The organism is Micromonospora sp. NPDC047793, assembly GCF_040642635.1.
Classification (GTDB): Bacteria; Actinomycetota; Actinomycetes; order Mycobacteriales; family Micromonosporaceae; genus Micromonospora.
Genome location: NZ_JBEYSG010000025.1, coordinates 24,565 through 38,785 on the forward strand (window position 1 = coordinate 24,565; position 14,221 = coordinate 38,785).

General features: G+C 68.4%; 13 protein-coding genes. 4 read left to right on the forward strand and 9 right to left on the reverse strand.

Features of this window, described 5'->3' with window-relative positions:
- Positions 1 to 3 precede the first annotated feature (3 nt).
- Positions 4 to 213 (forward strand): hypothetical protein, encoded by a 210-nt coding sequence (locus tag ABZ738_RS30195; protein ID WP_357218784.1) that lies wholly within the window; start codon positions 4 to 6, stop codon positions 211 to 213.
- A gap of 18 nt (positions 214 to 231) precedes the next feature.
- Complete coding sequence (locus ABZ738_RS30200) at positions 232 to 744, forward strand: hypothetical protein (RefSeq protein WP_357218787.1); 513 nt, start codon at positions 232 to 234, stop codon at positions 742 to 744.
- A gap of 210 nt (positions 745 to 954) precedes the next feature.
- Here ABZ738_RS30200 and ABZ738_RS30205 read toward each other — a convergent pair whose 3' ends face one another.
- Both ABZ738_RS30205 and ABZ738_RS30210 read right to left on the reverse strand, forming a co-directional pair.
- Positions 955 to 1,974 (reverse strand): site-specific integrase, encoded by a 1,020-nt coding sequence (locus ABZ738_RS30205; protein ID WP_357218790.1) that lies wholly within the window; start codon positions 1,972 to 1,974, stop codon positions 955 to 957.
- Positions 1,971 to 2,297, reverse strand: coding sequence for an AbrB/MazE/SpoVT family DNA-binding domain-containing protein (locus ABZ738_RS30210; RefSeq protein WP_357218793.1), 327 nt, complete (start codon positions 2,295 to 2,297; stop codon positions 1,971 to 1,973). The genes ABZ738_RS30205 and ABZ738_RS30210 overlap by 4 nt, the downstream gene beginning before the upstream one ends.
- Positions 2,298 to 2,783: 486 nt before the next feature.
- On the opposite strand from ABZ738_RS30210, the gene ABZ738_RS30215 reads away from it, so the two are divergent.
- Positions 2,784 to 5,516 (forward strand): tetratricopeptide repeat protein, encoded by a 2,733-nt coding sequence (locus ABZ738_RS30215; protein ID WP_357218927.1) that lies wholly within the window; start codon positions 2,784 to 2,786, stop codon positions 5,514 to 5,516.
- Positions 5,517 to 5,676: 160 nt separating this feature from the next.
- Here the strand turns inward: ABZ738_RS30215 and ABZ738_RS30220 are convergent, their stop codons facing one another.
- Complete coding sequence (locus ABZ738_RS30220) at positions 5,677 to 6,783, reverse strand: nitric oxide synthase oxygenase (protein WP_357218796.1); 1,107 nt, start codon at positions 6,781 to 6,783, stop codon at positions 5,677 to 5,679.
- A gap of 98 nt (positions 6,784 to 6,881) precedes the next feature.
- Here ABZ738_RS30220 and ABZ738_RS30225 point away from each other — a divergent pair, with 98 nt between their 5' ends.
- Positions 6,882 to 7,676, forward strand: coding sequence for an alpha/beta hydrolase (locus ABZ738_RS30225; protein ID WP_357218799.1), 795 nt, complete (start codon positions 6,882 to 6,884; stop codon positions 7,674 to 7,676).
- Here the strand turns inward: ABZ738_RS30225 and ABZ738_RS30230 are convergent.
- Genes ABZ738_RS30230 through ABZ738_RS30255 form a run of 6 tightly spaced genes read right to left on the reverse strand, consistent with a single transcriptional unit; the run spans position 7,642 to position 14,187 of the window.
- The gene (locus ABZ738_RS30230; RefSeq protein WP_357218802.1) at positions 7,642 to 9,447 is read right to left on the reverse strand and encodes a hypothetical protein; all 1,806 of its coding nucleotides are present in this window, start codon (positions 9,445 to 9,447) and stop codon (positions 7,642 to 7,644) included. The two genes, ABZ738_RS30225 and ABZ738_RS30230, sit on opposite strands and share 35 nt — an antisense overlap.
- Positions 9,437 to 10,000: an SET domain-containing protein-lysine N-methyltransferase gene (locus ABZ738_RS30235; RefSeq protein ID WP_357218804.1), complete on the reverse strand. Its 564-nt coding sequence runs from the start codon at positions 9,998 to 10,000 to the stop codon at positions 9,437 to 9,439. Before ABZ738_RS30235 ends, ABZ738_RS30230 begins: the two co-directional genes overlap by 11 nt.
- Positions 10,000 to 11,199 (reverse strand): hypothetical protein, encoded by a 1,200-nt coding sequence (locus tag ABZ738_RS30240; protein ID WP_357218806.1) that lies wholly within the window; start codon positions 11,197 to 11,199, stop codon positions 10,000 to 10,002. The genes ABZ738_RS30235 and ABZ738_RS30240 overlap by 1 nt, the downstream gene beginning before the upstream one ends.
- Before the next feature lie 50 nt (positions 11,200 to 11,249).
- On the reverse strand, positions 11,250 to 11,987 hold the full coding sequence (locus tag ABZ738_RS30245; RefSeq protein ID WP_357218808.1) for a class I SAM-dependent methyltransferase: 738 nt from the start codon (positions 11,985 to 11,987) through the stop codon (positions 11,250 to 11,252).
- Complete coding sequence (locus ABZ738_RS30250) at positions 11,984 to 13,126, reverse strand: hypothetical protein (protein WP_357218811.1); 1,143 nt, start codon at positions 13,124 to 13,126, stop codon at positions 11,984 to 11,986. Before ABZ738_RS30250 ends, ABZ738_RS30245 begins: the two co-directional genes overlap by 4 nt.
- Positions 13,123 to 14,187: a lysine-2,3-aminomutase-like protein gene (locus tag ABZ738_RS30255; RefSeq protein ID WP_357218814.1), complete on the reverse strand. Its 1,065-nt coding sequence runs from the start codon at positions 14,185 to 14,187 to the stop codon at positions 13,123 to 13,125. Before ABZ738_RS30255 ends, ABZ738_RS30250 begins: the two co-directional genes overlap by 4 nt.
- Positions 14,188 to 14,221 lie beyond the last annotated feature (34 nt).

A 14,221-nucleotide genomic window follows, 5' to 3' on the forward strand; every position in this document is an offset into this window, starting at 1 on the left:
GGCATGGTCACCGCCGCATCATCCTTCGTGCTCCTCGCCGTTGCCACCGCCACGAGCATGTACGCCGAGGAGCAGCGTCGTAAGGCCATGGAAAGAGTCACCGAGCTTCTCGAGGAGCTGACCGCCGACAACCTCGACGCAGAACGCGATCGCCTCAACGGCGCGACGGCAGCGGTCGAGAGAGCGACCGCGCTTCTGATCGACAAGGGTTAGGCCGGACATTCGCTCGGCTTGGACGCCGCAGTACACACCGTCGATACCGCCATCGCCGCGGCCAAACGCAGGGCCGACGCGTGGCGGGCGAAACTTGCTGCCTTCTCGTCGGAAGGTGTGGAGATCGCCGACCTCATCAAGGCCTTCCCCGGGATCGACCAGCCCAACAGCGCCTTCCGCATCGAGCTCCGGCTCGCCTCGCTGGCGATCGCCACGAAGCGACCTGTCGCGGTTCTCCAAGCTGTGGAGCACGCCCAGAAGTCACCCGAGCTCGACTTCCGTCGCTTCACGGCGATGGTGCAGGACGAGCAGCGAAGCGTGGACGAACTCCAGGGCAAGCGGCACGCACTTTTGGTGCAACTGGCGGAGCTTCGGCTCCGCGCTCCCACAAGAAGCTTCACCGACCGCCTGCTGACGCAAGGCGAAGTGAACAAACTGCTCGCCTGGCCGGGGCGTCTGCGCCAGCTGGCGGCCGAGGAAACGGTGGCTGCCTCGGAGCTTCCCGATGTCGAGATCGGCCTCGTCCAGTAGGAGGACGGGAGGGTTCTGGTTCTGCCCGCGAATGCGTTGCCACCCGGTCTCGGCGCCTGAGGTCCTCCGCCGGCTGCGGTCGTGGCGAGACGACAAACGGCGAAACGGCCGGAACGAACCGCACCAGCCTCGTCCCGCTCATCGATCTTGTCGTAACCAGCTGCACGGGTGGACCAGACCAAGCGACCGGGCCCACCCGCCGTCAACACGTCAGACCAAAGGATGGGCTTCGTTGGTCAGAGCCGCCAGGGCGGCGGCGACCTCCTGGAGACTCGCCCGGACGTAGGTACTGGTGGTGCCGACATCGCTACCGCTGTCGGAGTGCCCGGCGTACGCGCGCGCCACGGCATAGCCGAAGTTCCGCTCGACCCACGTCAGCGTCGTGTGCCGCAGCCAGTGGGTGCTGATCTGCTGCACATACACCCACGGCAGATGCTGACCGATACGCGCCCACAGGTGGTCGTAGCGGCGGTAGGTGATCGGCTGCCCGTTGCGGTAACGCAGCAACTGGCCCGTTGCCGTCGCCTGGCGTTCCTCGGCGTGCTGCTGCAGATGCCTCATCAAAGTGGGTGACACCGGCTGCCACCGCACCGTGTCACCCTTCTCCCGCAACAAGATCAGACACTGGTCGGGATCCAGGTCGACCGGCCGCAACGCCAACGCGCCACCCCGACGGCACGCCGTCTCGGTGTGCAACCGCAGCAGCAGACTGTCCAATGCCGGATCGTCACCCGTGCTGGCAGCGACGGCGTTGATCTCCGCCAACCTGCTGTCCGCTACCGCCCGCCTAGTGCTCGGCAGCCGCCGCGGCTTGGCCACCTTCAGCGCCGGGTTGTCCGCCGCGTTGATGTACCCGTCGGCCACCGCCCGCTTGTACAGGCACCGCAACGCCGCGATGAGGTGCTCCGCCGCGCTGCGTCCACCTCGAGCGTTGCGCCGGGCCACCACGTGCGTCTTGGCGTACTCGGCGAGCTGCTCGATCTCCGACGGACTGGGCTCGTCGAGGCGCCGCTGTCCCCAGTGTTCCAGGACCCGCTTCCAGTACGAGCCGTACGCCCGCCGGGTACCGTCACTGACCGCCGCCGACACCACCGGCACGTACTCGGCGAACGTCGGCGCGGGCGGACGATCCGACGCCGCTTCGACAAGATCCGCCGGAGAGATCCCCATCCGCGACAACAGCAACCGCGCGGCGTCCAACTCGGCCCGGCCCACGGTGGTGTCACTCATGACCGGCCACCGCCCAGCACATCGGCGTGCACCGCCATGACCATCGCGTCCAGAGCCGCCGGCGGATGCACCACCAGCAGACCGTCAGCAGGGCTCGCGGCCAGCAGCACTCGGTCACCGGCGGTGAGCCCGCACCACTGCCGCACCGTTACCGGCAGATGCAGACGACCCTGACCGGTGACGGTGAAGACACCCTGCCGATCCAGCCGGATCACGATCACCCCGGAGCACTCGCGGATGTGCAGGCGGGTACCCGGTGCCCAGCCGAGGGTACGAATGATCGTCCGGTCCGCGATGCGACCACTGACATCGATGGCAGCCACGCCGTACACCATCGTCCCGGCACGCGGCGCCGGCAGCACCGGCAGCGGCAACGGCGGGCGACGACGCGCTCCCCCGGGCTGTTGACGGTGGCCCTTCTCCTGATCCGCCAACATCACCGGCGGAATCACAGGAGCCACAGAACGATCAACCACGACGACCGCCCCCGATCGAGACAAGGTCGGTCGAGGGCGTCGCTGCGCTGAGATTTGCGTGGTCAAGCGCGCTTGACCACCAGTACGCGATACACAGCATGGATGCTGCAAACTGGTGTCCGAGGGGCGATCGATACCGCAGCCCCACACGGAGCAGGACCCACAGCAGCAATATTCGTGGATCTCGGGTCAGCGGCATGACCCGTTAGACCCCCGTCGAGGTCAGGCCCTACCTCGACCGCGGGCGGTTGCTGTTTGGCCTATGAGCGTGAGAGGCATGACCAGCACGGCTATCTGGCGACCAGCCCGGCCGTTATGGTGGACCCAGGCGCGATGAGGAGTTGCCCAGTGACCGAGGAGAGACCTGTCGCTCCGGGTCGGGGCGGACGGCGGCAGCCGGCAGCAGCCGCGAGGCGGGAACCGGAACCTCCCGGTGCCGGATCCGCCGACCCGCTGCAGATCGTCACTCGTCGCGACTTCGGTCGAGCGCTCACCAGGATCCGGCACGGAGCACGGCAGAGCGTACGGATGTTGGCGCGAGCGGTGGATGTCCCGCCCAGCACGCTGGGAGGCTATTTTGCCGGCCAGCACCTTCCCTCGCTCCAGCCGCCGGACCTCCTGGAACGGATTCTTCGCCAGTGTGGCGTTGACGAGCCGGAAGCGCTCGATGCCTGGCACCAGGCCTACTGGCGGGTCCGCAACGGCTTAGACGAGCAACCTCACGGTGGAATCGCAGACGCTTCAGGCAACATGGCATTGTTGCCATACCCCGTCGACCGGATGCCGCCGGTGGCGGTGTCGATCCGCCCGCCGCTGGGTCTGCTGGACCGGGAACCGAGCGTACGTGGCCGGGATCGATTGCTGAATCTGCTCGACGGTCAGCTGGCCGAGTCGACCCACCTACATGGTCGTCCTCGACTGCATGTACTTCATGGCCTCGGTGGTTGCGGCAAGAGCACAACTGCGTTGGCTCTAGCACGACGTGCGGCGGCTGCGGGGATACGAAGTTGGTGGATCTCGGCCGACAGCGCGTCGAACGTCACGGCAAGCATGCATGCCCTGGCATTGGAGTTGGGCGCATCGCCGGACCGCCTCCGGCTGGGGAGCTTGGCGGACACCCTGTGGCAGTTACTGTCCGACCTCGACGAACCCTGGCTTCTTGTCTTTGACAATGCCGACGATCCGTCGGGCACGCTGGCCCTGCCGACTCATCACGTCACCGACGGTACCGGGTGGCTAAGGCCGATGGACGCGGTTACCGGCATTGTGGTGGTGACCACTCGGGACGGCAGCAAGGCGACGTGGGGCGAACCACGGCCGGCTTGGTTGCAGTTGCATCGGATCCGTGAACTCGGGCCGGAGCAGGGTGGACAGGTGTTGCTGGAGTTGACCGGCGACCGATGCGGCTCACTGACCGAGGCATCCACGCTGGCGGCCCGGCTAGGCGGCCTGCCACTGGCGTTGTCGCTGGCAGGCCGATATCTCGCGGAAGCGCTCGATATGCCCGTGGTTCTGTCTGCCCCGGGTAGGCCTCGTGACTTCGTGAGTTACGGGGACGCGGTTCAGCGCGGCCAGCACGACGATCTGTTCAGTGTCGGCCCCCGGACAGCGTACCGAGACCGGTTAGCGCGCCGGACTCTGGAATGGACCTGGGAGCTGTCCCTGGACCAGCTCAACGATCGTGGCTTGGCCCTGGCTCGGCCACTATTACAGATCTTGGCATGCCTCGGGCCTGCGCCGATTCCGTACGAGATGCTGCTGCGAGCCGATCTGCTCAGCGCGTCCCCGTTGTTCGGTGGCTCAAGGGAGGCGACCGGACGGGCAGTGTGGGAGGCGTTACAGGGCCTCGAGGGGCTCGGTTTGGTGGGATTGGCGCTCCACGACGGCGTGAGGCTGCTGACGTTGCACCCCCTGGTTCGGGATGTGGCCCGTCGGCATCCCGAGGTCCGCCAAGGAATTGGCGGGTATCTGGACCTGATGACGTCCCTTTTGGCGCCGGTAGTCGAGGACACCGACCCGAAGGCACCGGATGCCTGGGAGCGGTGGCATTTGCTGGTCGCGCACTGCGGTGCGCCTCTCGACCTGGTGAACGAGCACAAGGTGGTACCGACGGCCGTGCCGACGGCCGTCGTCGAGTTGGCCGGGCGGGCAGCGAGCTACCTGCGGGCGGCCGGGCATCTGGGCCAGGCACAGGCAGCGTACGAAAACGCCCTCCTAGCCTCGGCGCAGCGCATGTTTCCACTGTCGCATCCGCTGGTCCTGTGGCTACGGCACGATTTTGCCCGCGTGCGCCACGACCAGGGAGATCTCGCCGGGGCGGAACGGATGTTCGGCGCCGTGCTCGCGGCACGAATCGCCACCCTCGGCCCGGAGCATCCGGACACCCTCACGACCCAGCACTATCTCGCTCGCGCATGGCGTGACCAGGGGCGTCTCGACGAGGCGGACAGGCTGTTCACCGCCACGTTGAAGGCGAGGTTGTCCGTCCTCGGCGACGACGACCCGAACACCTTGACCAGCAGCAACGGCGTAGCCGACATGCTGCGGGTGCGCGGCCGGTTGGGCGAGGCGCGTGATGCCTACAAGCAGGTGTTGGCGCGGCGGACGGCGGTGCTGGGAGCACGGCACCCAGCGACCTTGGTCACCCGGCATTATCTGGCCGAGGTCTTGTGCGAGACCGACGGCCTGGACACCTCGCTGGCAGAGTTGAACTGGTTGATCGCGGCGAACTCGGAGGTTCGGGGTAAGGAGCACCCACGGACTCTCGCGGTGCACCAGTCATTGGTCCGGGTGCTGCACGATCTTGGCCAACTCCGGGAGGCCGAAGCCCGCTGCCGCCCACTTGTCGAGACTCGCGATCGACTGCTGGGCGCGACACATCCGGCAACTCTGGCGAGTCGGCACCGGCTCGGTCTGATTCTGCTGGACCTCGGCGAATTCAGCGAGGCCGAACACCACTTGCGCGCTGTCCTCGTTGGTCGGCTCCAGGTGTTCGGGGACCGACACCCGAACACGGTGCTATCGCGGGAAACCCTCGAAGCGGTGCGGCGCCGGGCGTACGAGTAACCGGTGGACCAGTCAGCCGGGCTCCAGCAGACGAGGTGGACAGAACATGTTCCTTTGCCTGGTTCGGGTGCGCGGATGCGATGCATGCGAAGGAGAGGTCGGCAGCCATCGCCCGGTGACCGCCGGCAATCGTAACCGGCGAGGTCGTCCAAGGCGTCGACTACCGGAAGAAGTTGGGACGTACGACCGTCGGGTCGTACGTCTGGAAGTAGACCGGGGTGGCCGAGGCGCCGATCGGCGGTACGATCCACGCCCATTCGGCGTGCACGCTCGCACCGGCTCGACGGCGCGCCTCGACGTACCGGTGGAACTGGGCGGTCATGGTGTGGTGGTCCAGGATGCGAATGCCGGCCGCCTCGTACGAGGCGAGAACTGCGGCTGTGAGTTCGATCTGTGCCCGGTCCTTCCACAGGGTTCGGTCATTGCTGGTGTCGATCCGAAGCCGGGCGGCTACCTTGGGCAGAAGGTCGTAGCGGTCGGTGTCGCCGAAATTTCGAGCGCCGATTTCCGTGGCGACGTACCACCCGCTAAACGGTGCCGTGGGATAGCTGATGCCGCCGATTTCCAGCCGCATGTCGGCGACGGTGGGGAAGGCATACCAGCGCAGGTCGGTGTCGACGAGCCGACCGTGTGTGGGGTGCGCGATCGGCACGTCGGGGCAGCTCCGCTCATCCACCTCGCGCCAGACGAGGTCGCTGTCCACCGAGCGCAGCAGCACGGGCAGTCGATCGAAGTCGCCCCATCGGGGGGCCCAGCCGAGCGCGATCATCTGTGTGGTCAGGGCCTGGTTGGCGGGATCGCCGCGGACGGTACCGTCGGGCATCCGGTAACCGGCGTAGCGGACGAGTTGGGGGCTGAGCAGTGTCGGGGTCGGACATGGGGCGCCCTGCGGGGCGAACACGGTGATCACCGGTCGGATCCGGCCCCCGTCGAACGCGTCAGCCAGGTGCTGGTTCAGCTGGTCGACCACGCCGTCTACGGTGTGTACGTGGCGGCGGTCCCGTACCTGAAGGGTGCGCCAGTAGAGCTGGCCAATGCACCGGGTGTGGTGGCGCCAGGCGAGGCGGGCACCGAAGGCGAGTTCGTCGGACCGGTGGACGTATGTGCCGGATCGGTCGATCTCGGCGAGTACCTGGGCCCGGCGCTCCGTCTGTTCGCTATCGGACCAGTGCAGCTCGTCGGCACATTGCCGAAGGAAGTTGACGGCCTCGGTGGGCAAGTCGCCGACCCGGTCCGGGACGGCCGTGTCAACGGTGCGGTCGCTCATGCCGTCGTCTCCTTGCCGTTCGGCGGCGTCGACACCGCGACCGGTACGGGCGCGAGGACGACCGTGGCGTACGGACGGATGCGGTTGGCGCGGGTCAGATGATGCCCAACGGCTATCTGGAGGACGCTGCCGGATCGCTCTATTACGAAGTGATGGGGACAGGTGATCCGGCGGTGCTCATCCATGGGTTCTCCCTTGATCACCGGACGTGGCGTAAGCAGGTTCGTGGTCTCCGCCCGGATTTCCGGGTGGTCACCTACGACTGCCGGGGTTTTGGTCGGTCGTCCTGCCCCACCGGTCCCTACAGCCACCACGAGGACCTTCGCCGCCTGCTCGCGCACCTCGGGATCGACTCCGCGCACCTTGTGGGAGTGTCGATGGGCGGCAGGATCGCGCTGAACTACGCGCTGCGGTGGCCGGGGTCGGTGCGGTCGCTCGCCCTGATCGGCACTGACGTCGGCGGGCACCGGCACCGGATCGACTGGGATGTCGATGTCGAGATGCTCGGGCTGGCGGGGGCGCGTGCCGCCTGGCTGGCCCACGAACTGTTCGACACCGTCCGTGCACATCGCGCCGGATGGGCGGCTGTCCGGGCGATGGTGAGGGATTACTCCGGCTGGCATTGGTCCCACGCCGACATTCGGGTGCCGTCGGACACCGGCGCGGTCGAGCGTCTGCACGAGGTCCGGGCCCGTACCTCGGTCATCGTCGGGGAGCTCGACCTGCCGGACTTCCACGAAATCGCCCGGGTCCTGCAGACGCGGATACGGCGGGCGCGGCCCGTTGTGGTGCCGGGTGTCGGGCACTTGGTCAACCTGGAGGCACCGGAGACCTGCACCGAGCTGCTGTGGCGGCATTTCATGGGGGTGAGCCGGTCGACGACGCGAGGGTGAACTGCTTCCAGGCCCCAGACGCGTACCAGTGGCGGTCGAACGCCTCGATCGTGGGCAGATCGCCCCGGGGACCGGTGTCGGAGGTGACAACGGCACGCCAGAAGGCATCGATCAAGCCGCTGTACCGGGTCGCCAGCCACAGGTCACGGCGGACGAACGGGTCGCCGTGCGTCCGCACGACCCTCAGGTCATAGCAGCCCCGGTAGGTGTTGCCGAACGCGGTGAACGGCGTCCGCCACAGTTGGGCCCCGGGCGCACGGATCGAGTAGCGCACCCGTGCGGCTACGTGCCCGCCGTGCCAGAACTGCGCCGACTCGGCGAGGTCGGGCATGGTCGGTGGGAAGAAGTAGTGCCGCTGGGTCGGGATCTCGGCGCGGTCGAAGTTGCCGGGCACAAAGTGCCACCGGTTGTATTGCATTCGTTGCGCGACCAGCCAGAGCATGTGCCCCACCTGCGACGGTGCGAGGTCGAGTCGGGTCGGATGCGGCAGCACGCAACAGAAGAAGTCCGGCTTGCGCAGCGTCAGGGCGGACGCGACCCGGCTCGGTCCGACGCTGGCCAGCCGCTGCGGGTCACGAACCGCGCTCGACATGCCGTAGTCGGCGTCGAGGTCCACGACCGCAGACAACACCATCGTGCCGAGCATTCGCTCCAGCAACGGCCCTGCCTGGCCGGGTGGCCGGGCGATGATCTCCGCCACGATCCGGGTGACCGCATCCTCACCGTCCAGTCGCCGGTCGACGTCCAGGCCGAGCGAGGCTTCGGCGAAGGCCCGCACCGGCTGAGGCAGGGCGCGGTGCCGGCGTTCGGCGTGCGGAAGGGGTACGAGCACCTCCTGCTTGGCGAAGGTCAGTCCGCAGATGCGGCGGAACCTGACAGAGCCAGAGTTGTCGACCAGCATGCCGAGTTCGGCGACCTCGCGGGCCAGTGCCTCGATGTCCTGGTCGGCCGTGCCGACGGGTCGGTCGACGCCGGCGGCGTGCGCGTAGCGGTTTCGGGTCGACGCCAGCCAGGCGAGCAGGGTGGTCGCGGTCAGCTGTCTTCCGTTGAACTCCTCGAACCGGATCGCGCGTCCGGCGGCGAAGAGCAGGTGCGCGGCGGCGATGAACAGACGTTCCTCGGTGCCCCACTGGTGCAGTGGTAGCTCGGCGAGGCGGCAGAGCAGCCCTTCGCGGAGCAGATTGCTGGTGCCGGCATCGGACCGGGAGAAGACAGTGCGCCCGCAGTAGACGAGCACGGTTTCCACCCGGTCGATCCAGTCGGCGACCTGACGTACCCGGTCGCCGAGCTCGCTGGCCCCTTCCCAGGACCGCAGCATCCGGTCGAGTCGCGCTTGCTCGTGCCGTTCGGTGAGGTGCCAGTCGGCGGCCTCCTCCTCGACCTGCTCGAGGATGGACTCGCCCACCCGCATCCGTCCGAGTAGATCCTCGGGCCGGGCGAGGTGCCGTTCCGCCGGCCCGAACAGCGACAGTTTGCCCTGCGGCGAGTACGCGACCAGCACGTCGTCCGGGGCGAGGGCGCGGTCACTGGCGGGTTCTTTGGCAGCGACGGATTCCACGCGTAGGTCCGGCATACCCATGACGAGATGCAGCAACGCCCGCTCGTCGACCGTCAGCCCGGCGACGGCATGTCGGTAGGGCACCCGGCCTCCGACGGTCAGCAGGAGGACGAGTGCCACGTACGCGGGCTGGTTGATGCGGGCGTCGGCGCGGACCTGCGCGAAGATGTCCCGGGCGGTCGGCTCGGGGGTATGGGGTTTGTCACCGCGCACGGTCCCCTCCTCTTGCGGCTCGTACGCCGTTGATGTCGCCGGCGCGCACCGTGGTCTCCTGGGCGACGGTCGCGGCGGCGGTGAGCGCGGTGTTGACCCGGTGTCGCCAGGCGGCGCTGACTGCCGCCGGGGGCCCGCCGGGCGCGGATGCGATCGTTCCGGCGCACTCAGGCGCGTTACACGAGCAGGTGAAGTGCCAGGCGTCGTCGTATCGGAACGTGCGGTAGTCGCAGGTGACCTCGTCGCCCTTGCGGATGTCGACCACGGCAATCCCGACGGACAGGCCGGCGTCGAGCACCGTCGCCGCGCACGAGTGGTTAAGCAGATGTGCGCCACGGCAGGGTGTGATGAGGCCGCCGTCGGCCCGCCGGTAGCCGAACTCGGTGAGCCAGCGCAAGACGCCCTCGGGTGTGCTGGGCTGCACACTCTCGGAGAACACGCTGCATTTCGGGCAGGGCCACCAAAGCGCGGTTCCCATTGGAATGTCACGCAGGGCGATGATGCCGACGCCGTGGATGCGGCTGTAGCCCGGGTGAAGTGCGGAGTGCAACATCAGTACAGCTCCAGGGTCCGGATGAGCTCGCGTTCAGCGGCGGCGACCGCAGAGGCGTCGGTGCCGGAGACGAGGTACCGCCACCTGCCGTCCACGTCGAGAGTGTCGACGGGCAGGATGACCCGGGCCGGGGCGGTCGGGTCGGCGAGGCCGGCGCGGGCCACGGTCGCGGTGGCTGCGTGGAAGTCCATCCGGGTCGCGCCGCGCCGTACATCTGCCCGCCAGTGCACCGGACTCGCCGTGCCGTGCAGTCGCTGGGCCAGCTCATGCAGATAGGTACCACCGGTACGACGTACGTTGGCTTCGGTGACCACATGGGCATCTGCCACGGTGCCACCGTCTAGGTCGAAAATGCCCCGGTAACCGCGATCGTGCAACCAGTCACCAATCCGCCGCGCGGCCAGCAGCAGGTCGTCGTATGGTGAGCGGGGGGCAGCAGGAGTGATCATTCCGGTCCACGCGTTGTCGACCGTGCGTTGGTCGCAGGTGTAGAACTCGCTCACCCCACTCTCCTCGACCAGCATTTCCATGCTGGGAGCGGCGTCGAACGGCAGGAACTCCTCGTAGACCCAACCGCAGGCCCGGTACGGTGGCTCCCCCGCCAGGTCGCGGACACGCCGGTCGAGCGGAATCGGGTCGTCGGCGCGGATGACGACGGTGCCGCTGCCGTTCGAGGAGCGGTCGACCTTGACGATCGCTGCCCCATGATCGACCAGGAACCGTTCCAGCAGCCTGGTCAACGCCGCTGGGGTGCGGGCGTGACCGCCGTCGGCGACCGGGAGACCGAGGAGGGAAGCGATCCGCCGGAATCCCGACTTGGTGTTGATCTCACGGATGGCGGCGAGGGTCTCCGTCGAGGGTCCGAATTGGTACGGGTACACCCGCAGGTCCCGGTCCGCGGCGAAGGCCGTGACGGCAGCATCGACGACGAACGGCGCGAGCGTCGGACGCGCCGCGACCCGGTCGGCCGCGTCGAGGTCCGCGACGACATTGAGGGCGTGGACTCCCCGAACCTGCTCGGGAGCGACGATGTCGACCTGGGTCAGGTCGAGCCCGAGTGTCTGCTCGACGTAGTCACGGAAACCGTGGTCGCATGGAGCGAGGAGGACCACGCAGTCGCCGGGGTTCGCCTGCCACAGCTTACGAGGCGTGACTGCCGCCATCACCCGCGCGTAACCGTGCGGCGCGGTGTCAATCATGACGTCGTTCACAAGATTCGCGATGACGGTCCGGGTGCTGTCGGCGGCCATCACACCGCCTCCGGCGGGGCAGCCCGGGTGGCGGTCAGGAGTACGTGTCCGGCGAGCATCCAGCACACGTCGACGTCGACGAATCCCGCTGCCCGCAGCCAGTCCACGTGCTCCACCAGCGTCGCCGGCCGGTCCACCGGATCGGGGTGGATGAACGTGTTCCACCGGGTGTCACGAAACGCGTCGGAGGCGGCCGGGCCTCCGTGGATGGCCACCGACTGACGAGCGACCTCGGCATCCCAGCGGCGGGCCGCAAGCGCCGCCGTGGCCCGGGTGGCCGGGCGCACGAGGTCCGCCATTACGAAGACCGCCCCGGGTACGAGCATCGCATTCAGGTCCCGGTAGAGCTGCCGTTTGTCGGGATCGGCGAGATGGTGCACGGCAAGCGAGGTCACCACCGCGCCATATGCGCCACTGCGCCAACCGCGGTCCTCCACCGCCGCCCGCCGCGGACGGACCCTGGTGCCGAACGGGGCAAGCCTGCGACCGGCCAGTTCCAGCATCCGTGCGGACCCGTCCAGAGCGGTGACCCGCGCCGCCGGGAACCGCTGGAGCAATTCGGCGGTCAGCTTGCCGTCACCACAGCCGAGGTCGAGAATCTCCGGCGTTGGAAGCGGGGTGACCAGGTCGCAGATGCTCTCGATCTGTCCACGTCGCTGGGGCACGAACGCGTCGCCGTACCGCACGAACACGTCGGTGTCGCTGGCCTGCCAGGTCTCCGGTCCGGTGCCGTTCATGACGCCTCCACCTGGTCGAGGATTCCCTGTCGGTACAGCCAGACGGCAGTGGCCCGGCAGGAGTGCGGCACCGCTGTCGGCGCGGCCCCGAGGACGGTGATCAGCCAGGCCCGGACTTCGGCCGTGTCAACTGTGCGGATGACCGCACCCATTCCGGCTACGAGCAGCGCGCCGGTGTCCGGCTCCGCGGTCCACAGCAGGGGTGCCGCGCCGCGCCGCACCACCGTCCGGACCATCCTCGTCGGCCGGACGGGGGGCGCTGGACGCATGGCCAGCCCGGAGAGGTGGGCGAGGAGCCGACCGGTGTCCCCCGTGAAGCCGGTATGGGCTCGATACCGGGCCAGCCACTCCTGCGGCACCGCGCCCGCGAGATCGCCGTTCCACAGGTGCAGGCCGACGATCGGGTCGAGGCCCTGCTCGTACATCGCGATGTTCAGGGCCATCGCCAGGCCGTTGGTCTGCGCGACGTGCCAGGTGCCAACCGACCATCGGAAGCCCTCACCCGCCCTGGCGGTCAGTGTGCGGGCCCGGTCGAGCAGCCCGGCCGGGTCCAGCGTCGGGAGGTACTCCTCCCGGGTGCCGGTGTCCGGCGCGATGTCGACGCGCATCGGCGCATCCGCCGGTGGCCAGGTATCGGCGAGGAAGAAGTGCATGCTCTTGGCGCCCTCGACGACGAGGTGCAGGTTGGCACACGACTCACGGTGGATGCCGCCCGGCGTGCAGCGGTAGTCGCCGAAGAAGACCTCCGCCTCGACCGGACCGCCGGGCACACCCTGCTGGGCCAGGTAGGGCGCCAGCGTCTGCACCAACGCCTCGAACAGCCCCCGATGATGCTGCTGGACGGCCCGTGCCCAGAGGAAGAACGGGCCGCCGCCGGTCAGCGTCGCCAGCGTCGCGAGCCACCGCTGTGGGCCGTCGCCCGCCGGATCAGCGCGGTGCGGCCACCAACTCGCGTCGGTCACGAAGTCGCCGTCGACCACGAGTTTGACGTGCTGCGGCAACCGGCCGTCGGCCTCGGCGGCGAACGCGCTGCGCGCCGCGCGCCACACGGTGGCGACGGTCAGCTCGGGGATGGCCCACCGGACCGGCGCGCAACGTCCGCCGGGATCGGCCACGACGAGGGCGGATGAGGCGTTCACGCGGCCTCCATCCCGGCCGGTGCCGATCCCGGCGGGTACCGGTGATGGCGACCGTTCGGATCCGTGACGAGATATTCGTCGCCGTCGGGCTCGATGTAGGTGGTGCCGATCGGCACCTTGCCGTGCCCGCCCGGGATGTCCAGTACGTAGGTGGGCTGACAAAGTCCGGACACCGCACCACGCAGCGTCCGGACGATCTCCTGACCGCTCGCGATGCTCGTCCGGAAGTGGCTCGTACCCGGAGCAAGGTCGCTCTGATGCAGGTAGTAGGGCTTGACCCGGTTGCGCACCAGTGTCCGGAACAGGTCCTCTAGTGCGTCGGCGGTGTCGTTGACACCCTTGAGCAACACCGTCTGGCTCAGTAGCGGCACTCCGCTGTCGGCGAGGCTACGCAGTGCGGTCAGGGCGGCCTCACCGAGTTCCTGGCGGTGGTTGCAGTGCACCACCACCCAGACCGGGGTGTCGCCCGTGAGTACCCGGACCATCGCGTCGGTGATCCGCTCCGGTGACACCACCGGTACCCGGGTGTGGACCCGGACCACACCGATGTGCGCGATGGCGTCGAGTTCGTCGACGATGCGCCGCAGCCGGGCCGGTGGCAGCATCAGCGGGTCACCGCCGGTCAGGATCACCTCCCAGATCTGCGGCCGTTCCCGGATGTAGTCCATGGCCCGGCAGAGGTCGTCGTCGCCGAGCACACCGTGCTCGGGACCGACCATTTCCCGACGGAAGCAGAACCGGCAGTAGACCGGACACATCTGCAGCGGCTTGAGCAGGACCCGGTCCGGGTAGCGGTGGGTGATACCGGGCACCGGAGTGAAGGGCAAATCACCGATTGGGTCCGCCAGTTCCTCCGGCGTACCGAGCAGCTCCCGGCGGTCGGGCACGAACTGTCGCCCCACCGGGTCGTCAACGGCCCCGATCCGGCCACGCATCGTCGTAGTGACGCTGATCGCGTACCGCTCGGCGATCCGGCCGAGCTCGGACCGGTCGCCGTCTGCCACCAAGCCGGCGTCGACCAGCCCGTCCACCGTTCTGATCGTCCGTCGTGAGTCGCCCATTGGCCAGCACCCTTCCCACCAGTCGTGTCGTCCC